The 24,173-nt window shown below is 73.7% G+C and carries 26 protein-coding genes; 6 read left to right on the plus strand and 20 right to left on the minus strand.

Annotation, left to right across the window (positions count from 1 at the left end; translation table 11 throughout):
- The first annotated feature begins 19 nt into the window (after positions 1–19).
- Complete coding sequence (locus J2S63_RS02520) at positions 20–913, plus strand: haloalkane dehalogenase (protein ID WP_310298178.1); 894 nt, start codon at positions 20–22, stop codon at positions 911–913.
- Between the two features lie 4 nt (positions 914–917).
- Here the strand turns inward: J2S63_RS02520 and J2S63_RS02525 are convergent, their stop codons facing one another.
- From J2S63_RS02525 to argC, 9 genes are all read right to left on the minus strand, one after another.
- Positions 918–1,520, minus strand: a complete 603-nt coding sequence (locus J2S63_RS02525) for a DNA-3-methyladenine glycosylase (protein ID WP_310298181.1) — start codon at positions 1,518–1,520, stop codon at positions 918–920.
- Positions 1,508–2,938, minus strand: a complete 1,431-nt coding sequence (argH, locus tag J2S63_RS02530) for an argininosuccinate lyase (protein WP_310298184.1) — start codon at positions 2,936–2,938, stop codon at positions 1,508–1,510. Before argH ends, J2S63_RS02525 begins: the two co-directional genes overlap by 13 nt.
- A gap of 119 nt (positions 2,939–3,057) precedes the next feature.
- Positions 3,058–4,482 (minus strand): argininosuccinate synthase, encoded by a 1,425-nt coding sequence (gene argG / locus J2S63_RS02535; RefSeq protein ID WP_310298187.1) that lies wholly within the window; start codon positions 4,480–4,482, stop codon positions 3,058–3,060.
- Positions 4,479–5,018, minus strand: coding sequence for an arginine repressor (locus J2S63_RS02540; RefSeq protein ID WP_310298190.1), 540 nt, complete (start codon positions 5,016–5,018; stop codon positions 4,479–4,481). The genes argG and J2S63_RS02540 overlap by 4 nt, the downstream gene beginning before the upstream one ends.
- Positions 5,015–5,944 (minus strand): ornithine carbamoyltransferase, encoded by a 930-nt coding sequence (gene argF / locus J2S63_RS02545; RefSeq protein ID WP_310298193.1) that lies wholly within the window; start codon positions 5,942–5,944, stop codon positions 5,015–5,017. The genes J2S63_RS02540 and argF overlap by 4 nt, the downstream gene beginning before the upstream one ends.
- Positions 5,941–7,116: an acetylornithine transaminase gene (locus J2S63_RS02550; RefSeq protein WP_310298195.1), complete on the minus strand. Its 1,176-nt coding sequence runs from the start codon at positions 7,114–7,116 to the stop codon at positions 5,941–5,943. The genes argF and J2S63_RS02550 overlap by 4 nt, the downstream gene beginning before the upstream one ends.
- Entirely contained in the window at positions 7,116–8,069 is a 954-nt protein-coding gene (argB, locus tag J2S63_RS02555; RefSeq protein WP_310298198.1) for an acetylglutamate kinase, read from the minus strand. Before argB ends, J2S63_RS02550 begins: the two co-directional genes overlap by 1 nt.
- Positions 8,070–8,081: 12 nt before the next feature.
- Positions 8,082–9,233, minus strand: coding sequence for a bifunctional glutamate N-acetyltransferase/amino-acid acetyltransferase ArgJ (gene argJ, locus J2S63_RS02560; protein ID WP_310298201.1), 1,152 nt, complete (start codon positions 9,231–9,233; stop codon positions 8,082–8,084).
- Positions 9,230–10,258 carry an N-acetyl-gamma-glutamyl-phosphate reductase gene (argC, locus tag J2S63_RS02565; RefSeq protein WP_310298205.1) on the minus strand — a complete coding sequence of 343 codons (1,029 nt, stop codon included), beginning with the start codon at positions 10,256–10,258 and terminating at the stop codon, positions 9,230–9,232. Before argC ends, argJ begins: the two co-directional genes overlap by 4 nt.
- Positions 10,259–10,331: 73 nt before the next feature.
- Here argC and J2S63_RS02570 point away from each other — a divergent pair, with 73 nt between their 5' ends.
- Both J2S63_RS02570 and J2S63_RS02575 read left to right on the plus strand, forming a co-directional pair.
- Entirely contained in the window at positions 10,332–11,141 is an 810-nt protein-coding gene (locus tag J2S63_RS02570; protein WP_310298208.1) for a maleylpyruvate isomerase N-terminal domain-containing protein, read from the plus strand.
- Positions 11,142–11,152: 11 nt separating this feature from the next.
- Entirely contained in the window at positions 11,153–11,821 is a 669-nt protein-coding gene (locus tag J2S63_RS02575; protein ID WP_310298211.1) for an ion channel, read from the plus strand.
- Positions 11,822–11,830: 9 nt separating this feature from the next.
- Here J2S63_RS02575 and pheT read toward each other — a convergent pair whose 3' ends face one another.
- The 3 genes from pheT to J2S63_RS02590 form a co-directional block, all read right to left on the minus strand.
- A complete protein-coding gene (gene pheT / locus J2S63_RS02580; protein WP_310298214.1) occupies positions 11,831–14,308 on the minus strand; it encodes a phenylalanine--tRNA ligase subunit beta in 2,478 nt (825 codons plus the stop codon).
- A complete protein-coding gene (pheS, locus tag J2S63_RS02585) occupies positions 14,308–15,417 on the minus strand; it encodes a phenylalanine--tRNA ligase subunit alpha (RefSeq protein ID WP_310298217.1) in 1,110 nt (369 codons plus the stop codon). The genes pheT and pheS overlap by 1 nt, the downstream gene beginning before the upstream one ends.
- Positions 15,418–15,528: 111 nt before the next feature.
- Positions 15,529–16,641: a sensor histidine kinase gene (locus J2S63_RS02590; protein ID WP_310298220.1), complete on the minus strand. Its 1,113-nt coding sequence runs from the start codon at positions 16,639–16,641 to the stop codon at positions 15,529–15,531.
- An 86-nt stretch (positions 16,642–16,727) separates the two neighbouring features.
- On the opposite strand from J2S63_RS02590, the gene J2S63_RS02595 reads away from it, so the two are divergent.
- Complete coding sequence (locus J2S63_RS02595; RefSeq protein WP_310298224.1) at positions 16,728–18,368, plus strand: hypothetical protein; 1,641 nt, start codon at positions 16,728–16,730, stop codon at positions 18,366–18,368.
- A gap of 9 nt (positions 18,369–18,377) precedes the next feature.
- Here the strand turns inward: J2S63_RS02595 and J2S63_RS02600 are convergent, their stop codons facing one another.
- From J2S63_RS02600 to J2S63_RS02620, 5 genes are all read right to left on the minus strand, one after another.
- Complete coding sequence (locus J2S63_RS02600) at positions 18,378–19,175, minus strand: TrmH family RNA methyltransferase (RefSeq protein ID WP_310298226.1); 798 nt, start codon at positions 19,173–19,175, stop codon at positions 18,378–18,380.
- A 23-nt stretch (positions 19,176–19,198) separates the two neighbouring features.
- The gene (rplT, locus tag J2S63_RS02605) at positions 19,199–19,582 is read right to left on the minus strand and encodes a 50S ribosomal protein L20 (protein WP_310298228.1); all 384 of its coding nucleotides are present in this window, start codon (positions 19,580–19,582) and stop codon (positions 19,199–19,201) included.
- A 35-nt stretch (positions 19,583–19,617) separates the two neighbouring features.
- A complete protein-coding gene (gene rpmI / locus J2S63_RS02610; RefSeq protein WP_310298231.1) occupies positions 19,618–19,812 on the minus strand; it encodes a 50S ribosomal protein L35 in 195 nt (64 codons plus the stop codon).
- Between the two features lie 81 nt (positions 19,813–19,893).
- On the minus strand, positions 19,894–20,868 hold the full coding sequence (gene infC, locus J2S63_RS02615; RefSeq protein ID WP_310298233.1) for a translation initiation factor IF-3: 975 nt from the start codon (positions 20,866–20,868) through the stop codon (positions 19,894–19,896).
- A 75-nt stretch (positions 20,869–20,943) separates the two neighbouring features.
- A complete protein-coding gene (locus tag J2S63_RS02620; protein WP_310298236.1) occupies positions 20,944–21,465 on the minus strand; it encodes an SseB family protein in 522 nt (173 codons plus the stop codon).
- Positions 21,466–21,501: 36 nt separating this feature from the next.
- On the opposite strand from J2S63_RS02620, the gene J2S63_RS02625 reads away from it, so the two are divergent.
- Together J2S63_RS02625 and J2S63_RS02630 are read left to right on the plus strand one after the other, a co-directional pair.
- Entirely contained in the window at positions 21,502–21,927 is a 426-nt protein-coding gene (locus J2S63_RS02625) for a hypothetical protein (RefSeq protein ID WP_310298239.1), read from the plus strand.
- Positions 21,924–22,502: a nucleoside/nucleotide kinase family protein gene (locus J2S63_RS02630; RefSeq protein ID WP_310298241.1), complete on the plus strand. Its 579-nt coding sequence runs from the start codon at positions 21,924–21,926 to the stop codon at positions 22,500–22,502. Before J2S63_RS02625 ends, J2S63_RS02630 begins: the two co-directional genes overlap by 4 nt.
- 6 nt (positions 22,503–22,508) lie before the next feature.
- On the opposite strand, the gene J2S63_RS02635 is transcribed toward J2S63_RS02630, so the two are convergent.
- The 3 genes from J2S63_RS02635 to J2S63_RS02645 are packed head-to-tail and all read right to left on the minus strand — an operon-like array spanning position 22,509 to position 24,172.
- Entirely contained in the window at positions 22,509–22,997 is a 489-nt protein-coding gene (locus J2S63_RS02635) for a PH domain-containing protein (protein WP_310298242.1), read from the minus strand.
- Positions 22,981–23,886 carry an ATP phosphoribosyltransferase gene (hisG, locus tag J2S63_RS02640; protein WP_310298244.1) on the minus strand — a complete coding sequence of 302 codons (906 nt, stop codon included), beginning with the start codon at positions 23,884–23,886 and terminating at the stop codon, positions 22,981–22,983. The genes J2S63_RS02635 and hisG overlap by 17 nt, the downstream gene beginning before the upstream one ends.
- A gap of 22 nt (positions 23,887–23,908) precedes the next feature.
- Entirely contained in the window at positions 23,909–24,172 is a 264-nt protein-coding gene (locus tag J2S63_RS02645) for a phosphoribosyl-ATP diphosphatase (protein ID WP_310298247.1), read from the minus strand.
- Position 24,173: the final 1 nt, after the last annotated feature.

Here is a 24,173-nt window from a genome sequence, read left to right on the forward strand (position 1 = left end):
GCCGCGCTAGCCTCGCCCGGTGTCCCGCTCCGCTGACGTCCTGCGCACGCCCGACGAGAGGTTCGAGGGCCTGCCCGGCTACGACTTCGCGCCGCACTACACCGAGGTCGACGGGCTGCGGCTCCACCACGTCGACGAGGGGCCGCGCGACGCCGCTCCGGTGCTGATGCTGCACGGCGAGCCGTCGTGGTCCTACCTCTACCGCCACATGGTGCCGGTGTTCGCCGGGGCAGGGCTGCGCGCGGTCGCACCCGACCTGGTCGGTTTCGGCCGCAGCGACAAGCCCACGGTCCGGTCGGCGTACAGCTACCAGGCGCACGTGGACTGGATGGCCTCGTGGCTCGAGGCGGTCGACCTGCGCGACGTGACGCTGGTCTGCCAGGACTGGGGGTCGCTCATCGGGCTGCGGCTGGTGGCCGAGCACCAGGACCGCTTCGCGCGCGTGGTCGTCGCCAACGGCTTCCTGCCGACCGCTGACCGGCGTACGCCGCCGGCCTTCCACCTGTGGCGGGCGTTCGCGCTGCACTCGCCCGTGCTGCCGGTCGGGCGCATCGTGGACGTCGGGTGCAGACGGAGGCTCAGTGCCGCGGAGCGCAGGGCGTACGACGCGCCGTACCCGAGCTCGCGGTACAAGGCGGGAGCGCGAGCGTTCCCGGCGCTCGTGCCGACCTCGCCGGACGACCCGGCCGTGCCCGCGAACCGGGCCGCGTGGGAGGCGCTGGGCCGGTGGGAGAAGCCGTTCCTCACGCTGTTCGGCGCAGGCGACCCGATCCTCGGGCGGGCGGACCGGCCCCTGCAGCAGCACGTGCCGGGCGCCGCCGGCCAGCCGCACGACCGGCTCCCGGGCGGCCACTTCGTGCAGGAGGACCAGGGCGAGGAGATCGCGCGACGCGTCGTCGCGTGGATCGGCTGAGCGGTCAGCGTGCCGGCCGGGGCTTGGCCGGCACGTAGCGACTGACCGTGGGGTCCCCCGTCACCCAGAAGCGCCACGGCCGGTCGGCCGCGTGGCGCAGCCCGACGCGCGGGCCGGTGCTCACCTGGGCCGCCGGGCGGTCGGCCGGGGTGAGGGTGACCGGGCCGGCGACGAGGTCCGCCCCGTCGTGGCCCGGGCCGATGCCCAGCGCCCGGCACAGGCTCGCGGGCCCCTTGGCCAGCTCGGCGTCGCGACGGGCCGGAGGCCTCCGGGTGCGCGCCAGCTCGAGGCCCTCGACGACCTCGCCGGCGCGGACGAGCACCGCCCCGCACTCGCCCTCCGGCCCGGTGACGACGTTGGCGCAGTGGTGCATGCCGTAGACGAAGTAGACGTAGAGGTGCGCGGGCGGCCCGAACATCGTGGCGTTGCGCTCGGTGCGTCCGCGGAAGCCGTGGGACCCGGGGTCCTGCGTGCCGGCGTACGCCTCGACCTCGGTGAGGCGTACGGCGACCGGGCCGTCGGGGTGGTCGTGGCGCAGGACGGCGCCCAGCAGGAGCGGGGCGACCTCGACCGACGGCCGGCCGAGGAGCTCGGTCAGCCCAGCCACTCGCGGAGGCGACCCGTCTCGCCGCGGAGCTCGGCCAGCTGCTCGGCGACGCGGACCGGGGCGGTGCCGCCGCGCCCGTCGCGCGACGCCACCGAGCCCTCGACCGTGAGGACGTCGCGGACCGCCGCGGTGAGCCGGGGGTCGATGGCCGCGAAGTCGTCGTCGGAGAGGTCGGCCAGCTCGATGCCGCGCCCTTCGCAGGCGCGGACGCAGGCGCCGGCGATCTCGTGCGCCTCGCGGAACGGCACGCCCTCGCGCACCAGCCACTCGGCGACGTCCGTCGCCAACGAGAAGCCCGCGGGCGCCAGCTCCGCCATCCGGTCGGTGTGGAAGGTGAGCGTGGCCATCTGCCCGGCGAAGGCGGGGAGCAGCACCTCGAGGGTGTCGAGGGAGTCGAAGACCGGCTCCTTGTCCTCCTGCAGGTCGCGGTTGTAGGCCAGCGGGAGCGCCTTGAGCGTGGCCATGAGCCCGGCCAGGTTGCCGATCACGCGGCCGGCCTTGCCCCGGGCCAGCTCGGAGATGTCGGGGTTCTTCTTCTGCGGCATGATGCTCGACCCGGTGGAGAAGGCGTCGTCCAGCGTGGCGAAGCCGAACTCCTTGGTCGCCCAGAGGATGACCTCCTCGGCCTGGCGCGAGACGTCGACCCCGATCATGGCGAGCACGAACGCGAGCTCGGCGACGAAGTCGCGCGACGCGGTGCCGTCGATGGAGTTGGCCGACGAGGAGTCGAAGCCGAGGTCCGTCGCGACCGCCATCGGGTCGAGGCCGAGGCTCGAGCCGGCCAGCGCGCCGGAACCGTAGGGCGAGTCCACCGCGACGCGGGCGTCCCAGTCGCGGATGCGCTGCACGTCGCGCACCAGCGGCCACGCGTGGGCGAGCAGGTGGTGGGACAGCAGCACCGGCTGGGCGGCCTGCAGGTGCGTGCGCCCCGGCATGATCGCGCCGAGGTGGGTCTCGGCCTGGCCGGCGAGGGCGTCGACGAGGTCGAGCGCCAGGCGGCCCACGACGCGGGCGTGGTCGCGGAGGTAGAGCTTGAACTGCGTGGCGACCTGGTCGTTGCGGCTGCGGCCCGCCCGCAGCTTGCCGCCGAGCTCGGGCCCGAGGATCTCGACCAGACCGCGCTCGAGGGCGCCGTGCACGTCCTCGTCGCTCTGCGCCGCGACGAACTCGCCCGCCGCCACACGGCGGTCGAGCTCGACCAGGCCCTCGAGCATGCCGGCGAGCTCGTCGTCGGTGAGGAGCCCGGCGCCGTGCAGGACGCGGGCGTGGGCGCGGGAGCCGGCCAGGTCGTACGGCGCCAGGCGCCAGTCGAAGTGGGTCGACCGGGACAGCGCCTCGAGCTCGGGGCTGGGGCCGCCGGCGAACCGGCCGCCCCAGAGCTTGCCGGTCTGGGTCGATCCGGACTCGTGCGTGGTCATGGTGCCTCTCTGCGGACGCCCGGTGGCGTCGTACTGGTGCGGGTCTGTGGTCGCTTCGATCGCGTTGCAACGCCGGATGAGCGACCGTAACCCCGATCGACAGCGGGGGCTGCGGGGGGTCAGTCGGAGCCGAACTCCATCGCGGCGGCCTCCAGGGCGCGCTCCTCCTCGGCGCCGGGGTTGTCGGCGATGCGGTCGGCCCCGCCGGCCTCGATCTCGCCGAACAGGGTGCCGTTCTCGACCAGGACGTGGCCCTGGTCCTCGGGTTGCGCGGCGTAGGCCTCGAGCTTCCAGCGCGAGTCGGCGATGTCGAGGTTGCGCATCGTGAGCTGGCCGATGCGGTCGGTCGGGCCGAAGGCGGCGTTGGCCGTGCGCTCCATCGAGAGCTTGTCGGGGTGGTAGGAGAACGCCGGCCCGTCGGTGCGCAGGATCGAGTAGTCCTCGCCGCGACGCAGCCGCAGGGTCACCTCGCCGGTGACCAGGGAGGCGACCCAGCGCTGGAGGCCCTCGCGGAGCATGAGCGCCTGGGGGTCGAGCCAGCGGCCCTGGTAGAGCAGGACGCCGAGGCGGCGGCCCTCTGCGTGGTAGTTGGCGATCGTGTCCTCGTTGTGGATCGCGTTGAGCAACCGCTCGTAGGCGATCCAGAGCAGGGCCATGCCGGGAGCCTCGTAGATGCCGCGGGACTTGGCCTCGATGATGCGGTTCTCGATCTGGTCGGACATGCCCAGGCCGTGGCGACCGCCGATGGTGTTGGCCTCGTGGACCAGCGCGACGGCGTCGTCCGTGCGGCGGCCGTTGATCGCGACCGGCCGGCCGGCCTCGAAGGCGATCGTGACGTCCTCGGTCTCGATGTGGACCGAGGGGTCCCAGAACTTCACGCCCATGATCGGCTCGACCGTCTCCAGCGAGACGTCGAGGTGCTCCAGGGTCTTGGCCTCGTGGGTCGCGCCCCAGATGTTGGCGTCGGTGGAGTAGGCCTTCTCCTGCGAGTCGCGGTAGGGCAGGTCGCGCTCGGTGAGCCACTGGCTCATCTCGTGACGGCCGCCCAGCTCCTCGACGAAGTCCGCGTCCAACCACGGCTTGTAGATGCGCAGGTCGGGGTTGGCCAGCAGGCCGTAGCGGTAGAACCGCTCGATGTCGTTGCCCTTGAACGTCGACCCGTCGCCCCAGATGTCGACTCCGTCCTCGTGCATCGCGCGGACCAGGAGCGTGCCGGTCACGGCGCGGCCCAGAGGCGTGGTGTTGAAGTAGGCGCGGCCGCCGGACCTGATGTGGAAGGCGCCGCACGCCATCGCCGCGAGGCCCTCCTCGACCAGCGGCCGGCGGCAGTCGACCGCGCGGCTGATCTCGGCGCCGTACTGCAGGGCCCGGCCGGGGACGCCGGAGACGTCGGGCTCGTCGTACTGCCCGAGGTCAGCGGTGTAGGTGCACGGGACCGCACCCTTCTCGCGCATCCACGCCACGGCGACGGAGGTGTCGAGACCGCCGGAGAACGCGATGCCGACGCGCTCGCCGACCGGGAGGGAGGTGAGGACCTTGCTCACGAGGTGCCTTTCAGTGCCAGGGAGGTGAAGCGGCGGGCGACGTCGTCGCCCCCGCGGGCGTCGGCGGCGATCACCAGGACGGTGTCGTCGCCGGCGATGGTGCCGATGACCTCACGCATCTCGACCTTGTCGATCGCGGAGGCGAGGAACTGCGCGGCACCGGGAGGCGTGCGGAGCACGACCAGGTTGGCGCTCGAGGTGGTGGAGACGAGCAGCTCGTTGCAGAGCCGGGCGAGCCGGGACTCGCTCGCGCCGGTCTCGGGGGTGGCGGCGGTCGCGCTGCGGTCGCCCCCCTCCCCCGGCACGGCGTAGACCAGCGCCCCGTCGGCGCCGCGCACCTTGACCGCGTCGAGCTCGACCAGGTCGCGGGACAGCGTCGCCTGGGTAACGTGCATGCCGGACTCGGCCAGCAGGTCGGCGAGGTCGCCCTGCGAGCGCACCGGGTGGCGGGTCAGCAGCTCGATGATGCGGTGCTGGCGCGCGCTCTTGGTCGCGGGGATCACCGGGGCGGGCGCATCGGCGGCGCGCGGGCTCATGACGGTCCCTGCTGCAGGAGGAAGGTGAGCAACGCCTTCTGGGCGTGGAGCCGGTTCTCCGCCTCGTCCCAGACCACGCTCCGCGGTCCGTCGATCACCTCGGCGGCGATCTCCTTGCCACGGTAGGCGGGGAGGCAGTGCAGCACGATCGCGTCGTCCTTGGCCTGCGCGAGCAGCTCGGCGGTCAGCGCGTAGGGCACGAACGGCCTCATGCGCTCCTCGGCCTCGTCCTCCTTGCCCATCGACACCCACGTGTCGGTCGCGACGACGTCGGCGCCGGCGACGGCAGGCACCGCGTCGGTCGAGTGGGTCGCGGAGCCGCCCGTCTGCGCGGCGATCTCTTGTGCTCTCGACAAGATCTCCGGGGCGGGCGCGTAGCCCTCCGGCCCGGCCACGGTCACGTGCATCCCGGCGAGTGCTCCCGCGAGCAGGTAGGAGTGCGACATGTTGCAGGCCGTGTCCCCGAGGAAGGTCAGCCGCTGGCCCGCCAGCGCACCCCGGTGCTCCTTCACGGTCAGGAGATCGGCGAGCAGCTGGCACGGGTGGAAGTCGTCGGTCAGCGCGTTGACCACCGGCACCCCCGCGTGGGCGGCCATCTCGTCGAGGCGGTCCTGGCCGAAGGTGCGCCACACGATGGCCGCGACCTGGCGACCGAGGACCTTGGCCGTGTCGGAGATCGACTCCCTCCGGCCGATCCCCGCCAGGTTGCCGTCGACCATCACCGGCACGCCGCCGAGCTCGCCGACCCCGGTCATGAAGGACACCTGGGTGCGCAGCGTGGGCTTGTCGAAGACCAGGGCCACGCCCTTGCGCTGCCCGAACGGCTGCTCGGCCCCCCGGTCGGCCTTGAGACGCAGCGCGAGGTCGAGCACCTCGGCCTGCTCGGCCGGGGTGAGGTCGTCGTCGCGCAGGAAGTGGCGGGTCACGAGTGGTCCTCCTCCGTGGCGCCGAGGGCCTCGGCGAGGATGTCCGGCCACGCGTCCACGAACGACTGCGCCTGCTCGCCGGTGAGCACCAGCGGAGGGGCGAGGCGGATCCGGTCGGGGGTCGGGTTGTTGACGATGAAGCCGTGCCGCTGGGCGGCGAGCACGACCTCCTGCGAGACCGGCTCGGCCAGGGTCAGGCCGATCAGCAGCCCGCTCCCCCGCACGTCGGTGACGAGGGGGTGACGCAGCCCCTCGCGCAGGAGCCCGCCGACCACGGTCGCGTTGGCCAGGAGGCCCTCGGACTCGATCGTGTCGAGGACGGCCAGCGCCGCCGCGCAGGAGACCGGGTTGCCGCCGAAGGTCGAGCCGTGGTGGCCGGGACCGAGCAGGTCGCCGGCCGCCCCGAGGCCGAGGCACGCGCCGATCGGGAGGCCGCCGCCGAGGCCCTTGGCGACCGTGAGCACGTCGGGCTCGACGGCCGGGTCGTGGGCCCAGAACGAACCGGTCCGGCCGACCCCGGTCTGGACCTCGTCGAGCCACAGCAGCGCGCCGTGCTCACGGGTGATGCGCCGCGCCGCCGCGAGGTAGCCCTCCGGCGGGAGCAGCACGCCGGCCTCGCCCTGGATCGGCTCGAGCACCACCGCAGCGGTCGCGTCGGTGACGGCGTCGGCGAGGGCCGCCTCGTCGCCGTACGGGACGAAGGTGACCTCACCGGGGAGCGGCTCGAAGGGCTCGCGGTAGGCGGCCTTGCTGGTCAGGGCGAGCGCGCCCGTCGTCCGCCCGTGGAAGCTGCCCTCGGCCGCGACCAGGTGCGTGCGGCCGGTGCGCCGGGTGAGCTTGAAGGCGGCCTCGTTGGCCTCGGTGCCGCTGTTGGTCAGGAAGGCCCTGCCGGGGCGACCCGTCGTGGCGAGCAGGCGCTCGGCGAGCTCGACCTGCGGCGCCGTCGCGAAAAAGTTCGAGACGTGGCCGAGGGTGGTGAGCTGGCGCGTGACGGCCTCGACGAGCGCCGGGTGACCGTGACCCAGCGCGTTGACGGCGATGCCGCCGAGCAGGTCGAGGTAGCGCGTGCCGTCCTCGTCCCAGACGTAGGACCCCTCCCCGCGGGCGAGGACGAGCCGCGGCGTGCCGAACGTGGTCATCAGCGCCTCGCCGTAGCGCTTCATCGTCGTCATCACGGCACCTCGGGCTTGTCGCTGGTGGAGTAGAGGGCGCTGCGGACCTTGGTGGGGACGCCCGGCAGGACCTGGGTGCCCACGCCCTCGTCGGTGAACACCTCGAGCAGGACGGCGTGCGGCGTGCGGCCGTCGATCACCGTCGCGCGCGGGACGCCTTCCTGCACCGCCTTGAGGCAGGCGCCCATCTTGGGGACCATCCCGCTGGCCAGCGTCGGCATCAGCTCGGCGAGCGCCTCGGGGGAGATCTCGCCGATCACGTCGTCGCTGTCCGGCCAGTCGCGGTAGAGACCCTCGACGTCGGTCAGGACGAGCAGCTTCTCCGCGCCCAGGGCGACGGCCAGCGCGGCCGCCGCCGTGTCGGCGTTGACGTTGTGGACGGTGCCGTCGGCGTCGGGGGCGACGCTGGAGATGACGGGGATGCGCCCGGCCTCGACGATGTCCTGGACCGCCTCGGGACGCACCTTCGTCACCTCGCCGACCAGGCCCAGGTCGACCTCCTCGCCGTCGACCACGGTGCTCGTGCGCGTCGCGGTGAACAGGCCTGCGTCCTCGCCGGAGAGCCCGACGGCCAGCGGTCCGTGCTCGTTGATCAGACCGACGAGCTCGCGCTGCACCTGGCCGACGAGCACCATCCGGACGACGTCCATGGCCTCCTCGGTGGTGACGCGCAGGCCGCCACGGAACTCCGAGGCGATGCCGAGCCGGTCGAGCATGCCCGAGATCTGCGGGCCGCCCCCGTGGACGACGACCGGCCTGAACCCGGCCATCCGGAGGAACACCACGTCCTGGGCGAAGGCCCGTTTGAGGGTCTCGTCGGTCATCGCGTTGCCGCCGTACTTCACCACGATCGTGCGGCCGTGGTAGCGCATCAGCCACGGGAGCGCACCCGCCAGCACGGCGGCCTTCTCCGTGGCCACCTGCCACTTCTGCATCCGGTCGTTCTCGGTCATCGGTGGGCTCTCTCAGCTGCTGTAGGCGGAGTTCTCGTGGACGTAGGCGTGGGAGAGGTCGTTGGTCCAGACCGTCGCCCGGGCCTCGCCGGCCTTGAGGTCGATCGTGACGTCGACGTGGCGCGGGGTGAGGTCGACCTCATCCGGCGAGGCGTGCGGCGTCGAGGACCGGCACACCCACACCCCGTTCATCGCGACGTCGAGGTCGGCAGGGTCGAACGCCGCCTGCGTCGTGCCGATGCTCGCGAGCACGCGGCCCCAGTTGGGGTCGTTGCCGAAGACCGCGGCCTTGAACAGGTTGCTGCGCGCGACCGAGCGGCCGACGTCGACCGCCTCGTCCTCGCTCGCGGCGTGGAGCACGGTGATCGCGATCTCGTGGTCGGCGCCCTCGGCGTCGGCGAGCAGCTGCATCGCCAGGTCGGTGCAGGCACGCGTCAGCGCGTCGGTGAAGTCGGCCTCGGTCGGGGTCACGCCCGAGGCGCCGCTGGCCATCAGCGTGACCGTGTCGTTGGTGGACATGCAGCCGTCGGAGTCGAGGCGGTCGAAGGAGACCCGCGTGGCTGCCCGCAGGGCGCGGTCGGCGACCTCGGCCGGGACGACCGCGTCGGTGGTGAGCACGACCAGCATGGTCGCCAGCTGGGGTGCCAGCATGCCGGCGCCCTTGGCCATGCCGCCCACCGACCAGCCGGCGCCCTCGACCACCACCTGCTTGCTCACCGAGTCGGTGGTCATGATCGCCTGCGCGGCGTCGTCGCCCCCGCCCTCGTCCAGCCCGGCCGCAGCGGCGTCCACGCCGGCGAGCACCTGCTCGCGCGGGTTGGTCAGGCCGATCAGCCCGGTCGAGCAGACCACCACGTCGATCGCGCCGATGCCGAGGTGGCCCGCCACCTGTTCGGCCACCGCGTGCGTGGTCTGGAAGCCCTCCGGCCCGGTGTAGCAGTTGGCGCCGCCCGAGTTGAGCACGACCGCGCGCACGACGCCGTCCTGCACGACGCGCTCGCTCCACAGGACGGGGTTGGCCTTGCACCGGTTGGAGGTGAAGACGCTGGCTGAGTCGTACGTCGGCCCGTCGTTGACCACGAGCGCGACGTCGCGCGCCCCGCTGCTCTTGAGCCCTGCGGCGACACCTGCCGCCCGGAAGCCCTTCGGGTGCGTGACGCTCACGGCGCGATCCCCACGGTGGTCAGGCCCGTGGCCTCGGGGAGGCCGAGGGCGAGGTTCATGCACTGCACTGCTCCCCCGGCGGTGCCCTTGGCGAGGTTGTCCACGGCACCGACCGCCACCATCCGGCCGGCGGCCTCGTCGACGGTGACCTGGAGGTGCACGGCGTTGGACCCGAGGACGGACTGCGTCTGGGGCCACATCCCCTCGGGGAGGAGGTGCACGAACGGCTCGTCGGCGTAGGCCTGCTGGTAGGCCGACCGCACCGTCGCCTCGTCGGCGGAGGTGGGGGCCGAGCAGGTGGCGAGGATGCCGCGGCTCATCGGCACGAGCAGCGGGGTGAAGCTCACCCGGACCTCCTGCCCGTGGGCCAGGGCGCCGAGGTTCTGCACGATCTCGGGCGTGTGGCGGTGGACGCCGCCGACGCCGTAGGCGCTGGCGTTGCCCATCACCTCGCTGCCGAGCAGGTGCGGCTTGGCGGCCTTGCCGGCGCCGCTGGTGCCGCTGGCCGCCACCACGACGATGTCGGAGGCGTCCACGAGGCCGTGCTGCACCGCGGGGGCCAGCGCGAGCGAGGAGACCGTCGGGTAGCAGCCCGGGACCGCGATGCGCCGGGCGCCGCTCAGGGCCTCGCGGTTGTCGCCCAGCTCGGGGAGACCGTAGGGCCAGGAGCCGGCGTGCGCGCCGCCGTAGAAGCGGTCCCAGGCCTCGGAGTCGGTGAGCCGGAAGTCGGCGCCGCAGTCGACGACCACGGTCTCGGCGCCCAGCGCCTCCGCGATCGCGGCGGACTGGCCGTGCGGCAGCGCGAGGAAGACGACGTCGTGGCCGGCGAGCACCCCGGCCTCGGTGGGCTCCAGCACGCGCTCGGCCAGCGGGACCAGGTGCGGCTGCAGCGTGCCGAGGGCCTGACCGGCGTTGCTCGCGGCCGTGAGGGCACCGATCTCGACCTCGGGGTGGGCCAGGAGCAGTCGCAGGAGCTCGCCCCCGGCATAGCCGCTTGCGCCGGCGACGGCGACGGTGGTCGTCATGTGCATGACTATACAGTCAAGCGCAGATGTATGCCACGTGGGTGTGTCGGCCGGCGCCGGTAGCGTGCCGGACATGACCCCGGCTCCCCTCGCCCTCCCCCACGCCACCTACCTCGAGCACCTCGCCGCCGAGTCGCAGCGCTTCCGCGACGTGCTGGCGACCTGCGACCTCGACGCACCGGTGCCCAGCTGCCCCGACTGGGACGCGCGGGCGCTCCTGGACCACCTCGCCGGCGTCCAGTGGCACTGGGGCACGGTGGTCCGGGAGCGCATCACCGAGGACGGCGACCTCGAGCCGCCGCCCTTCCCGCACGAGCGCGAGGCCCTCCTCGCGGCGTACGACGACGCGAGCGCCGCCCTGCAGGGCTCGCTGCGGGACACCGACCCCGACACCGAGGTGTGGATGTGGGCCGAGGACAAGCGGGTGGGCTTCATCGCGCGGCGGCAGGCGCTCGAGGCCGCGGTGCACCGCATGGACGCCGAGCTGGCGGCGGGCGTGCCCGTGACCGCCGTGGACCCGGCCCTCGCCGCCGACGGCGTCCTCGAGGTCCTCGACGTGATGTACGGCGGGTGCCCGCCCTGGGGCTCCTTCGAGCCGCTGGGCCCCCACGCGGTGGTGCGGTGCACCGACACCGGCGACGAGGTGACCGTGGTGGTCGGCCGGTTCACGGGCACCGACCCCGACGGGACGTCGTACGACGAGCCCGACCTGTCGGTGCGCGCGGCCGACCCGGAGTCCGAGCCCTCGGCAGCCGTGACCGGGACCGCCGACGACCTGCTGGCGTGGCTGTGGCACCGCCGGGGACGGGCGTCGGTCACGATGACCGGGGACGCCACGACGATCGAGGTGCTGGTCGGGCTGCTCGACGGCGCGATCGACTGAAGGGGGGTCCGGTGAACGACCCGCTCCGCACGATCCGGCGGACCCCGTCGGCCGTCCTGCTGACCGTGCAGCTCGCCGGGATCCTGGTCTACCCCTTCCTGGGCGACCGGACGGCCGGCCGGGTGCTGCTCCAGCTCTTCGGGCTCGGGGTGCTGGTGCTGGCCGTCATGGCAGTGCGCAGCACGCCCGCCCTCACGTGGATCTCGGTGCTGCTGGGAGTCCCGGTCGTGGTGCTCACCGCCCTCGAGCTGACCTGGCCCGGCAGCAGCGCCATCGCGTTGTGGTCGGCGGTGCTGCACGCGGCGTTCTACGGCTACACGGCCTACGCCCTGATCCGCTACATGTTCCACGACGAGCACATCTCGCGAGACGAGCTCTTCGCCACCGCGGCGACGTTCACGGTCGTCGCGTGGGGCTGGGCCTACGCCTACGCCGCGGTGCAGATCGTGTGGCCGGACTCGTTCACCGCAGCGCAGCGCGCGGCCGACCCGCGCACGTGGGTCGAGCTGCTGTTCCTCTCGGTGACCACGCTGAGCAGCACGGGGCTCTCCGACGTGGTGCCGGTCAGGCCCCACGCCCGCTCGGTGGTGATGCTCGAGCAGATCGCCGGGATGCTCTACCTCGCGCTGGTGGTCGCGCGGGTCACCGCACTGACCGTCATGGGTCGCAGGCCGCGCTGAGCCGGACGCTCAGCGCAGCACGGCCCCGTGGCGCTCCTCGGCGAGGGCGACGGCGGAGGCCCGGACGGCCGCGACCTCCTCGTCGGTGAGCGTGCGGTCCGGGGCTCGCAGGCGCAGCGCGAAGGCCAGCGAGCGCCGACCCGCACCGACCTGCTCGCCGGTGTAGACGTCGAAGAGCCGCACCGACTCGAGCAGCTCCCCAGCGCCCTCGACGAGGGTCCCGCGGAGCTCCTCGGCGGTGACGTCCTCGCCGACCACGAGGGCCAGGTCGATCTTGGCGACCGGGAACGTCGAGAACTCCGGTGAGCGGACTGCCGCCGCGTGCTGCAGCAGCGCGTCGAGGTCGACCTCGGCCGCGGCCGACCGCGCCGGGAGACCGAACGCCTGGCAGACCTTGGGGTGCAGCTCGCCGGCGTGGCCGATCGGCTCCTCGCCGAGGAGGACCTCCGCGCACCGACCCGGGTGCCAGGGCGCGACCGCGGCGGAGCGCACGTGCACCTCGACCCCCAGCGCCTGGGCCACGTCACGCACGGCCTGCACGGCGTCGCTCCACGTCGCCGGGCGGCCGGGCCCCCACCAGCCCGCACGCTCGCGGTCCCCGCAGGCGAGGAGGGCCAGGTGCAGAGGCTGGTCGGGCAGGGCCTTCTGCAGGTCGTCCCACTCCCCCGGCGTCGGACGGCGGTCGACCGGCAGGATCGGCGCCGGCTGCGAGCCCCGCGGGCGGGTCACCGTCGCGGTCTCGAACAGCGCGACGTCGGGCTGGCCCCGGCCGGCGTTGCGCGCCCCGGTCTCCAGCAGCCCCGGCAGCAGCGTCGTGGTCATCAGCGGCTGCTCGTTGCTCAGCGGGTTGGCCAGGCGCAGCGACTCCCGCCGCGGGTCGTCGGCGGGGAGCCGCAACGCGTCGTACGCCGAGGAGCCGACGAACGGGAAGCTCACCACCTCGACGAACCCGGCCCCGGCGAGGGTGCGTCCGACCTTGCGCCGCAGCAGCTGGGAGGCCGTCAGGCCCCGACCGCCCGGAGCGGCGGGCAGCACGGACGGGATGTCCTCGTAGCCGACGATGCGCGCGACCTCCTCGACCAGGTCGAAGGGGTCGGTCAGGTCGGGACGCCAGGACGGCACCACGGCGTGCAGCCGGTCGCCGTCGAGGGTCACCTCGCAGCCGACGGCGCGCAGGTGGGCGACCGTGGTCTCCGCGGTGATCGGCATGCCGGTGATGCGCTCGGGCAGGTCGGTGTCGATGGTGATCGTCACCGGCTCGGGGGCCTCGCCGACCACCGTGACGCCCGGCTCGACCGTGCCTCCGCCGAGGCGGACGAGCAGCTCGGCGACGCGGTCGGCCGCGGCCTGCGGCAGGCGCGGGTCGACGCCGCGCTCGAAGCGCTTGGACGCCTCGCTGGGCAGCTTGTGCCGCCGCTGCGTGCGGAAGATCGAGACCGGGTCGAAGTGCGCGGCCTCGATGACGACCCTCGACGTGGTCCCGGACAGCTCGGTGGTCTCGCCGCCCATGACGCCGGCGAGACCGATCGGGCCGGAGTCGTCGCAGATCAGCAGGTCCTCGACGCTGAGCGTGCGGTCGACGCCGTCGAGCGTGGTGAGGTGCTCGTCGCGACGCGCGCGGCGCACGCGGATCGGACCGGTGAGCTTGTCGCCGTCGTAGCCGTGGATCGGCTGGCCCAGCTCGAGCATGACGTAGTTGGTCACGTCGACGGCGAGCGAGATCGGACGCATGCCCGCGAGCTGCACGCGGCGCGCGAGCCACGGCGGGGTCGGCGCGGAGGGGTCGAACCCCGTCACGGTCCGCGTGACGAAGACCGGGCACCCGGGCGGGTCCTCGACCACGACCGGGTAGCCGTCGTCGTTCGCGGGCGGGGTCGGGCGCTGCGCCGGGTCGGTGAAGGGCGCGCCGAGACCGAGCGCGGCCTCGCGCGCGACGCCACGCAGGGACAGGGCGTAGGCCCGGTCGGGGTTGATCTCCATCTCGATCACGTCGTCGCGGATCGCGAGCAGCTCGATCGCGTCGTCCCCGGGCTGCCCGAGGTCGGACGGCAGCACGATGATGCCGTCGTGGTCCTCGCCGAGGCCGAGCTCGCGGGCCGAGCAGATCATGCCCGCGGAGACGTGGCCGTAGGTCTTGCGCGCGCTGATCTCGAAGCCGCCCGGCAGGGTCGCCCCCGGCAGCACCACGACGACCAGGTCGCCCACGGCGAAGTTGTGCGCACCGCAGACGATGCCCTGCGGCTCACCGGTGCCGTTGGCCCCACCGACGTCGACCGAGCACCAGCGGATCACCTTGCCGTTCTTCTGCGGCTCGTCCTCCGCGGACAGGACGCGTCCGAGCACGAGGGGACCGACCAGGTCCTCGCCCGGCCGCTCGAGCGCCTCGAGCTTGAGGCCCAGCGCGGTCAGCCGGTCGGCCAGTGCCTGCGTCGACACGTCGGCCGGCAGGTCGGCGTACTCCCGGATCCAGGAGACAGGGGCGCGCATCAGATCTCCGTCCCGAACGCGGTGGTGAAGCGGACGTCGCCCTCGAACAGGTCACGCATGTCCTCGACCCCGTGCCGGAACATCAGCGTGCGGTCGATGCCCATGCCGAAGGCGAAGCCGGTGAACTCCTCGGGGTCGACCCCGCAGGAGACGAGCACGCGGGGGTTGACCACGCCGCAGCCGCCCCACTCGATCCAGCCCTCCCCCTTGCACGTGCGGCAGGGCTCGCCGGCCGAGGCCCGCCCCGTGCCGCGGCAGACGAAGCAGACCAGGTCGACCTCGGCGCTCGGCTCGGTGAACGGGAAGTACGACGGCCGGAAGCGCGTGGTGATCCCCTCGCCGAACATCGACTCGGCGAAGTGGTCGAGGCTGCCCTTGAGGTGGGCCATCGTGATGCCGCGGTCGACCACGAGCCCCTCGACCTGGTGGAAGACCGGGCTGTGCGTGGCGTCGTACTCGTCGGTGCGGAAGACCCGGCCGGGGCACACGACGTAGATCGGCGGGGTGCGGGTCAGCATCGTGCGGGCCTGCACCGGCGAGGTGTGGGTGCGCAGCACGAGGGCGTTCTCGGGCGGGTCGGCCCAGAAGGTGTCCTGCATCGTGCGCGCCGGGTGGTCGGGCCCGAGGTTGAGCGCGTCGAAGTTGAGCCACTCCGCCTCCACGACCGGGCCCTCGGCGACCTCCCAGCCCATCGCGACGAAGACGTCGGCGATGCGCTCGGACAGCATGGTGATCGGGTGGCGGGCGCCGAGCGGACGGCGGTCCCAGGGCAGCGTGACGTCGACGGCCTCCTCGACGAGGATGCGCGCCTCCTGCTCCTCCTCGAGCACCGCCTGCCGGACGGCGAGGGCCTGGTTGACCGCGCCGCGCGCCTGGCCGACGCGCTGGCCGGCCTCCTTGCGCGCCTGCGGGGGCAGCGCACCGATCTCGCGGTTGGCCAGCGCCAGGGGCGACCGGTCACCCGCGTGGTCGAGGCGGGCCTGCTTGAGCGCCTCGAGCGAGGTCGCGGCCGCGATCGCGGCGAGGGCCTCCTCCCGCATCCGCTCGACCTCCTCCGCCTTGAGCGGGGTGACCTCGACGGGGTCGTACTCAGTGTTGGGGCCCGACATGGCCGACAGTCTAGGGAGGCGCCCGCAGCGTTGTTTGCTCGCCTCCGGCTCGCGGTCGGCGGACCGGTGAGGCGCGTCCACCCCTCGCCCGGCGGCTCGGGACCCGCCGGACTATCTCACCGACTCGGCCACCGTGGCCACGGGCCAGGTGAGCTCGATCCGCGCGCCACCCGAGGACGCGTCCTTGATCGCGACGGCCCCGCCCTGGGCGGTGATGAGCCCGTGGACGAGGTACATGCCGAGCCCGGACCCGCCGCGCGCTCCGGACTTCCAGAACTTGGTGAACACCCGCTTGCGGATCTCGGGGTCGATGCCCGCGCCCTCGTCCTCGACCGCGAGGGTGAGCGCCTCCGCCCCCGACGGGACCGGCAGCACCTCGATGGTGACCTGGCCCTCGCCGTGACGCAGGGCATTGTCGACGACGTTGGTGAGCACCTGGGCGAAGCGGTCGGGGTCGGCCATGATCAGCGGCGGCCGCTCGTCGCCGACCACCTCGATCTCGCGTCCGGTGCCGGCCTGGGCCGAGGCGACGACGCGGTCCAGCGCCGCCCGTGGGTCGAAGGCCTGCAGGTGCAGGCTGAGCCGGTTGGTGTCGATGCGCGCGATCTCGAGCAGCTCGGCGATCAGGCGGGTGAGCCGGTCGGTGTCGGTGTGGACCGACTCCATGATCATCTTCTTCTGGTCGTCGTTGAAGCGGTCCCACCTCGCCAGCAGCGTCGCGGTGAACCCGCGCACGCCGGTGAGCGGGGAGCGCAGCTCGTGCGCGACGGTGGCGACCAGGTCGGAGCGCTCGCGGTCGAGCCGCTCCCTCGCCCGAGCCGAGCGGAGGGAAACCCCGACCGCGCGGACGGGCCCGCCGCGCCGGTCGCGGACCAGCTTGGCGGTCACCAGCAGCTCGGTGCCGTCGTCGAGCAGCCAGGCGCCCTCGTTGACCTGGCGCCGGATCGCGAGCCCGGTGTAGGGACAGGTGGAGTCCATCCACGAGTTGCCCTCGGTGTCCTGCAGGGCCATGACGTCGGACAGCGGCCGTCCGACGAGGGGACGGCCGCCGAGCATCGACGCCGCGAGGTGGTTGGCGTTGACGACCGTGCCGTGCTCGTCGGCCACCAGCACCCCGTCGGGGAGCAGCTCGCACAGCGCGAAGTCGGACGTGGTCGCACTCCCCGCCCCGTCGGCCACCAGTGCCCCGAGCTCGGCGGGGATCCCCCTCACGAATCCCGACATACCGGCACCCTACCCACGCGCGGGCGGTCCAGCGCCGCGCAGCGCCAGGTCACACCGGCCCCTCCGGGCACGTGGGACACTCGCGCATGACCCGCCCCCGCGCCCTGGTGCTGCTGGGAGCGGGCGTCCTCGCGCTGGTGGCCGGAGCGTCGTACGCCGTCCTCGACGACCGGCTCGGCGATCCCTACCGCCACCGGCTCGAGAGGTACGACGACCAGCAGGGCGAGCGCAACCGGTTCGTCGCCCTGCCCGACGCGCCCGGTGGCAGGGCGCAGCTGTCCCTCGGCTCCCCGGACGGGCACCGGCTCGTCGTGCAGTGGCGCGACCCCGACGGGCACGGATGGACCGCGCCCGAGACCGTGCACGAGGACCGGACCCACCGGGCGGTGGACAGCACCGTGCGGATGGCGGGTGGGACGGTCGCGGTCGTGGAGACCTACACCGACGACGTGCACGACGACTCCGACATCGGTGACGTCGACGTCGTGGTCGTCTGCCGCGACCGCCGGTGCACGCCCGGTCGCACGGTCGACGGCGCTGCGGTCTCGGAGCCGCAGGTGACCCCCGACGGGCGCACGGTCCTCTTCGGCTGGACCCGCCGCGGCGCGGTCGCGTGGGAGCACGACCACGGGTTCCGCACGTGGAGGTGGACCGGCCTCGACACCCGGCGTACGGGGGTCTCGCGGCCCGTGCTCGCCCCCGACGGCTCGCTGCGGCTGGTGCGCGGGACGCGCTCCGAGGGCGCCTGTCGCTACTCGCTGCTCACGGCCCCGCCGCGCTCGGGCGACCTCCGGGTCTCGGGCGAGCAGACCTCACCCCTGCCACCGCGGCAGCACGGGTCGGAGTGCCTGTCCTCCCTCGACACGTTCAGCAGCGACTGGGTCGGCGTGGAGCCCGACGACCACGCCACCGACCGCTTCTGGTTCGTCCGGGACGGGCAGCGGTGGACCACCACCGCCGAGGACCCCAGCGGCCTCGTGCGCGGGCCCGACCTGCGCGGTGACGCGTGCTGCGAGCTCGCCGTCAACGACGTCGGGCGGGACGAGGTGGCCTCCTTCTCCCCCGACGGTCGCCGCGTCTCCGTGCAGGTGCACCGCCAGGGCGACCCCACCTGGGGCAGCCGACGGCTGCTCGACGCCGCCCCCGCCGACGTGCGCTGCACCTGGCTCGAGGGCAGCCGCGTCGGACCCCGTGGCTTCGCCCTCCGGTTCGCGTGCCACTCCGGGCCCAGCGGGCCCGCGGACCGGTTCGAGGGCGACTCCTACGCCGTGGCCGTCTCGCCGGACCTCGAGCGGTGGGAGACCTTCTTCGTGCGGGACGTCATCGGTGACCCGCTCACGGACGAGGACGTCGGCGTCCTGGTCCCGGGGCGTCCCTACACGAGCTGGACCCCCGAGGGCGGGGTGCAGCGGCTCGGCCTCCCCCAGCCGTCGGGCACCTACGTCGGGCGCGCGCAGGACGGCACCTACGTCCGGCTCGCCCTCACCGAGGGACCCTCGGGGTGCACCGGCGAGGCGGTCGTCGCCGACCCCGGCGACCAGGAGTGGAGCGAGCCGGTGCCGGGCTCGTTCACCGCCGGCCCGGCTGCGCGGTGCCGGGTCGGCTACGTCGGCCTCACCGAGGACGGGGACGCGCTCTTCACGCTGGACTCCGACCGGGCCACCCGCCGCGCCGAGGTCGTGCGTGAGGGGGACGGGTGGCGCCTGCGCGCCGGACCCCGCGGGTGAGCTGTCGGCTCAGCGCCGGGCGGCGTAGGTCGCGTAGAGGCAGACCGCCGCAGCCGTCGCGAGGTTGAGGCTCTCGGCCCGGCCGGGGATCGGCACGCTCACCCGGTGGTCGGCCAGCTCGGCGAGCTCGGCCGGCAGGCCCCACGCCTCGTTGCCGAACAGCCACGCCACGGGACCGCGCAGCAGCTGCGGGTCGGCGTAGAGGTCGGTCTCGCCGGACCCGTCGGCGGCCAGCACGGTGAAGCCGCGCTCCTGCAGGAGCGCCACCGCCTCGGCGGTCTCGCGGTGGACGGCCACCGGGAGGTGGAAGACCGAGCCGACCGAGGCGCGGACCGTCTTGCCGTTGTGGACGTCGACGGAGTCGCCGGTCAGCACGACCGCCTGGGCCCCGACCGCGTCGGCGCAGCGGACGACGGTGCCGGCGTTGCCGGGGTCGCGCACGTCGGCGCAGACGACGACCAGCGAGGGGGTGTCGGAAAGCACGTCTGGGAGGGGACGGTCGAGCGCGGAGCACACCGCGACGACGCCCTGCGGGCTCACGGTGTCGCTCAGGGAGGCGACCGCCGCCTCGTCGGCGTCGTGCCACGCGACGCCGACCGCGTGCGTGCGGAGGTCGTCGTGACGGCCGGGGACCGCGAAGACCTCGCGGACGCAGCCCGGGAGGGCCAGCGCCTCGCGGACCGCCTGCCGGCCCTCGGCCAGGAACAGGCGTCGCTCGGTGCGAGCAGCACGACGGGTGAGCCTCCTCGCCTCCTTGACCCGGCCGCTCCTGGTGGAGAGCAGCGGGTCGTCGGCGGGGACGCTCACCCGTCTGTGGTGGTGCTGGGGCGTCAGGCCGTGGCCGGCGCGTTGACGTCGTCGGGCAGGGCCGCCTTGGCGGTCTCCACGAGGACGTTGAACGCCGCCGGGTCGTTGACGGCGAGGTCGGCGAGGATCTTGCGGTCCACGTCGACACCGGCCAGGCGCAGGCCCTGGATGAACCGGTTGTAGGTCATCCCCTGCTGGCGCGCCGCGGCGTTGATCCGCTGGATCCACAGCTTGCGGAAGTCGCCCTTCTTGGCCTTGCGGTCCCGGTAGCTGTAGACCAGCGAGTGGGTGACCTGCTCCTTGGCCTTGCGGTAGAGGCGCGAGCGCTGGCCGCGGTAGCCGCTGGCGCGCTCGAGGGTCGTACGACGCTTCTTCTGGGCGTTGACCGCCCGCTTCACGCGTGCCACGTGAGTTCTCCTTCAGTTCGGGGTGGAGCCGGAGCTCAGCGGCCCAGCAGCTTGCGGACGGTCTTGTTGTCGGCCTTGGAGACCTCGGTGGTGCCCGACATGCGACGGGTCATCTTCGAGGGCTTCTTCTCCAGGTTGTGGCGCAGCCCGGCCTTCTGGCGGCGGAGCTTGCCCGAGCCGGTCACCCGGAAGCGCTTGCTCGCACCGGAGTGCGTCTTGTTCTTCGGCATCAGTTCGTCCTTCTCGTTGACTGCTGGTCGCACCCGCGGGGGCGGGTGACCGTCGGTGCCGGCCCGGCTGGGCCGACGACCTCAGATGTCGGTGTCGGCGTCGAGGTTGTCGCCGCGCCGCTTGGGCTTCTCGGCCTTGGGCTCGGCGGCAGCCGCGGCGGCGTGGGCGCGGCGCTCGGCGTGCTCGGCCTCGACCTCCGCCGCCTTCTCCGCGGCGCGCTCGACCTTGGCGGCCTTGACCTCGGCCTTGGCCTCGGCCTTCTTCTTGTGCGGGCCCAGGACCATGATCATGTTGCGCCCGTCCTGCTTGGGGGACGACTCGACGAAGCCCAGCTCGGTCACGTCCTCCGCGAGACGGTTGAGCAGGACCAGCCCGAGCTCGGGACGGTGCTGCTCACGACCGCGGAACATGATCGTGATCTTGACCTTGTCGCCCTGCTTGAGGAAGCGCACCACGTGACCCTTCTTGGTCTCGTAGTCGTGCGCGTCGATCTTGGGGCGGAGCTTCATCTCCTTGATGACCACGTTGGTCTGGTTGCGGCGCGCCTCACGGGCCTTCTGGGCGTTCTCGTACTTGAACTTCCCGTAGTCCATGAGCTTGCAGACCGGGGGCCGCGCCATCGGCGCGACCTCGACGAGGTCGAGGTCGGCCTCCTGCGCGAGCCGGAGCGCGTCCTCGATGCGGACGATGCCGACGGTCTCGCCGTTGGGTCCGACGAGCCGTACTTCGGGAACGCGGATCCGGTCGTTGATGCGCAGCTCTGTGCTGATGGGTCCTCCTGGTGTCGTGGGTCGTGCGACCTCGGCGCCGGAGCTCCCCGAAAAGCGAAGCAGCCCCCGTGTCGGCGACAGCGGAGGCCAGTCGGCGGCGTACGTCGTCCAGCGCGCGCGCTGGACGGGCGTCGTACGACGTCGCGCCCGGGACCACCCCTGCGGGTGGACCGGGTGACCGGACCCGACGACCTGGCGGCCGGTGCGGGTGGGAGCCTGGGCCCCGCTTGTCGGACCCGCATGCTCGTGGTGCCGGTGAGCACGCGGATCGGTCCCGACCATCATAGCGACCACGCTGCCCGGACGCACATCGCGGCGCCGCCGGGCTCAACCGGGAGTCAGCCGGGAGTCAGCCGGGGGTCAGCCGGGGTCGACCACCTTGGTCCAGGCCAGGCGTCCGGCAAGGTCGGCGAGGCGGTAGCCCTCGGCGAGCGCCTGCAGGTCCTCGTCCTGCACGACGAAGCGCACCGGGCCCGCCACGTCGACCAGGAGGGTGTCGGCGCCGTCGACGCGGGCGGCCTCGGCCGCGGCCGTGACCGAGACCGGGACCGGCCTGGCGTCGGGCCGCCACGCCTGCAGGGCGGCCATCGAGGTGAACGCCAGCAGCGCCGTGCGTCCGCCGGGGCCGCGCATGAGCACGGTCGCCATGTCGGAGGTCTTGTCACGGGCCAGGCCGTCCTCCCCCAGCTCGACCTCGCCGAGGACGGCCACGACCGGCACGAGGAGGCGGGCGTCCTGGAGGACCGCGAGGGTCTCGCGGTGCAGCCCGTCGGGGTCCGCGTCGTACGCCGTCAGGGCGTCGGACACCGCCTGGCTCGCCGTCCCGTCGTCGTCGCCGAACCCGGTGTCGAGGAGGCGGCGGGCGGACGGCGGTTCGGTCACCGGGTCATGCTCTCACCGGGCTCGTAGGCTCCTCCCATGGACTCCGTCTCCTGGGTCGCCCTCGGCTCGGCGCTCACGCTCGCCGGCCTGCTGGTGTCGGTGCTGGTGTGGTCCCGGCGCGGGGCGGGTCCCGGGCTGCGCGCGGTGGCGTGGAGCCTGCTGCCCCTCGCCGCGGCGCTCACCGGGATCCTCCGCCTGGCCGGGGACGTCGTCGACGCCGTGGGCCGGTGGGCGGTCCGCCTGGTCCTCAGCCCCGTCGTCTGGCTCGGCGTCGTGGTCGCCGGCCTCGCCGTCGTGCTGTGGCTGGTGGGCACGGTGGTCTCGGCGCGCACCCAGCCCAAAGCCGTCGGGTCGGCGCCGGCGCGACCTCGGGGCCAGGCGCCCGTCGCGTCCGGCCGCGGTGGCGTGGTGGAGGACCAGGACGACATCGAGGCGATCCTGCGCAAGCACGGGATCCGGTGACGCCCCTCGGGGACCGGCTGCTCGACCTGGCGCTGGCCCGTCGCGGACGCCTCGTCGCCGGCTCGCGGCTGGTCTGCGTGGACGGCTTCGCCGGCTCGGGCAAGACCACGGCGGCCGGCCTCCTGCACGCTGCGGCCGGCTCGCGGGGGCTGCGGGCGACGGTGGTCCACATGGACGACCTCTACGCCGGCTGGTCGGGCCTGCCCCACCTGCACGAGGTCACGGTGCCCCTGGTGAGGGGACTCGCCGAGGCCGGCCGGGCGACGTACCGACGCCATGACTGGGAGCGCGGGGCGCGCGCCGAGGAGCACGTCGTGGAGGCCGGCGACCTGGTGGTGCTGGAGGGCGTGGGCTCCGCCGACCCGGCGTACGACGACGTGGTCACGCTCCGCGTGCTGGTCACGGCTCCGCTCGACGAGCGGCTGCGGCGCGGCCTGGCGCGCGACGGCGAGGCGATGCGCGAGCGGTGGCTGCGGTGGCAGGAGGCGGAGGCGGCCCACCTCGAGCTGGCCCGGACCGCCGAGCGCGCCGACGTGGTGGTCGACGGGCTGACCGGCCGGGTCACCCCGGCCTGAGGAGCCTCAGGCGTCGGGCTCGCGGGCGTCGTGCTGCGCGATCAGCGCGCGCAGGGCACGGACCTGGCGCTGGGCCCGCGCGCCGTCGGAGCCCTGCACGCCCAGGGCGCTCAGGGTCGTGCCGTCGGCGAGGTCGAAGGTGACCCACGGGTTGCCCGGCAGCATGCGGACCGCGAGGACCTGGGGCCACTGCAGCCGGTGGGTGCGGTAGCCGTTGACCACGTTGAGCCCCTCGGCGTCCGCGTCGACCCGGCAGCGGGCGAGGGCGTGACCGACGACGAGGACACCGGCGCCCATGCCGAGCACCGTGAGCCGCTGGAAGACGGTGAACGCCTCCCGGACGTGCGGCGGGAACGAGATCCAGATCGCCGCGCCCACGCCGAAGAGCATGACGCCGAACGCGACCGCGGCGATGCGCACCCCGAGCGGGCGGAACGTCACCGGCAGGTCGGGCGTGGCCGGCGTCGGGCGGGCGCCCTCAGAGTCGGCAGGCATGGATGTCGGTGGTCAGGATGGCCCGCGCGCCGATGTCGTAGAGCGCGTCCATGATCCGCTGGGCCTGGTCGCGCGGGACCATCGAGCGGACCGCGACCCAGCCCTCCTTGTGCAGCGGCGCGACGGTCGGGCTCTCGATGCCGGGGGTGAGCGCGAGGGCCTCCTCGGTGCGCGCCGCGGGGAGGTCGTAGTCCATCATCACGAACGATCGGGCGACGAGCACGCCCTGGAGCCGGCGCAGGAAGACCTCGACGCCCGGGTGGGCCGAGTCCGGGCCGCGTCCGATGAGGACCGCCTCGGAGCTGAGGATCACCTCACCGGCCACCTCGAGACCGGCCTGACGCAGCGTGCTGCCGGTCTCCACGACGTCGGCGATGACGTCGGCGACGCCGAGCTGGATGCTGGTCTCGACCGCGCCGTCGAGCCGGATGACCGTCGCCTCGATGCCGCGCTCCTCGAGGTAGCCCTTGACCACGCCCGGGTAGGACGTCGCGACGCGCTTGCCGGCCAGGTCGGTGGCGTCCCCGCCGAGCACGCCGGGGCGCGCGGCGAAGCGGAAGGTCGAGCGGCCGAAGCCGAGGGTGAGCACCTCGTCGGCCTTGGCCCGCGAGTCGCGCAGCAGGTCGCGCCCGGTGACGCCGAGGTCGAGGGTGCCCTCCCCGACGTAGAGCGCGATGTCGCGCGGCCGGAGGTAGAAGAACTCCACGCCGTTGTCGGTGTCGGTGAGCGCGAGCTGCTTGGGGTCGTTGCGCTGCTTGTAGCCGGCCTCGCGCAGCATGTCGGAGGCGGCCTGGCTCAGCGCGCCCTTGTTGGGCACGGCGATGCGCAGCGGGGCGCCGTCGGCGCCGGCGATCGGCGGCGGCAGCGGGGTGGAGGTGGGCGGGGTCACGAGGGGGTCCTCACGGGGGTGGTCACAGGTGGGCGTAGACGTCGTCGAGGGTCAGTCCGGAGGCGAGCATGAGCACCTGGGCGTGGTAGAGCAGCTGGGAGATCTCCTCCGCCGTGCGCTCCGGGGTCTCGTGCTCGGCGGCCATCCAGGACTCGGCGGCCTCCTCGACCAGCTTCTTGCCGATCGTGTGGACACCGGCGTCGAGCTCGCGGACGGTCCCCGAGCCCTCCGGCCTGGTCGCGGCCTTGTCGCTGAGCTCGGCCCAGAGCTGCTCGAACGTCTTCACA

This window comes from Nocardioides marmoribigeumensis (assembly GCF_031458325.1).
Taxonomy (GTDB): domain Bacteria; phylum Actinomycetota; class Actinomycetes; order Propionibacteriales; family Nocardioidaceae; genus Marmoricola_A; species Marmoricola_A marmoribigeumensis.

What these genes read in the sequence shown, in the direction of transcription:
- argC (WP_310298205.1), bottom strand. Translation starts at nt 10,258, where the DNA reads ATGACGACCACCGTCGCCGTCGCCGGCGCAAGCGGCTATGCCGGGGGC.
- rpmI (WP_310298231.1), bottom strand. Translation starts at nt 19,812, where the DNA reads ATGCCGAAGAACAAGACGCACTCCGGTGCGAGCAAGCGCTTCCGGGTG.
- pheS (WP_310298217.1), bottom strand. Translation starts at nt 15,417, where the DNA reads ATGTCGGGCCCCAACACTGAGTACGACCCCGTCGAGGTCACCCCGCTC.
- pheT (WP_310298214.1), bottom strand. Translation starts at nt 14,308, where the DNA reads ATGCGCGCCCCTGTCTCCTGGATCCGGGAGTACGCCGACCTGCCGGCC.
- J2S63_RS02570 (WP_310298208.1), top strand. Translation starts at nt 10,332, where the DNA reads ATGACCCCGGCTCCCCTCGCCCTCCCCCACGCCACCTACCTCGAGCAC.
- argB (WP_310298198.1), bottom strand. Translation starts at nt 8,069, where the DNA reads ATGACCGAGAACGACCGGATGCAGAAGTGGCAGGTGGCCACGGAGAAG.
- J2S63_RS02635 (WP_310298242.1), bottom strand. Translation starts at nt 22,997, where the DNA reads ATGCCTGCCGACTCTGAGGGCGCCCGCCCGACGCCGGCCACGCCCGAC.
- J2S63_RS02625 (WP_310298239.1), top strand. Translation starts at nt 21,502, where the DNA reads ATGGACTCCGTCTCCTGGGTCGCCCTCGGCTCGGCGCTCACGCTCGCC.
- J2S63_RS02540 (WP_310298190.1), bottom strand. Translation starts at nt 5,018, where the DNA reads ATGAGCCCGCGCGCCGCCGATGCGCCCGCCCCGGTGATCCCCGCGACC.
- J2S63_RS02590 (WP_310298220.1), bottom strand. Translation starts at nt 16,641, where the DNA reads ATGTCGGGATTCGTGAGGGGGATCCCCGCCGAGCTCGGGGCACTGGTG.
- J2S63_RS02595 (WP_310298224.1), top strand. Translation starts at nt 16,728, where the DNA reads ATGACCCGCCCCCGCGCCCTGGTGCTGCTGGGAGCGGGCGTCCTCGCG.
- argH (WP_310298184.1), bottom strand. Translation starts at nt 2,938, where the DNA reads ATGACCACGCACGAGTCCGGATCGACCCAGACCGGCAAGCTCTGGGGC.
- J2S63_RS02550 (WP_310298195.1), bottom strand. Translation starts at nt 7,116, where the DNA reads ATGACGACGATGAAGCGCTACGGCGAGGCGCTGATGACCACGTTCGGC.
- infC (WP_310298233.1), bottom strand. Translation starts at nt 20,868, where the DNA reads ATGATGGTCGGGACCGATCCGCGTGCTCACCGGCACCACGAGCATGCG.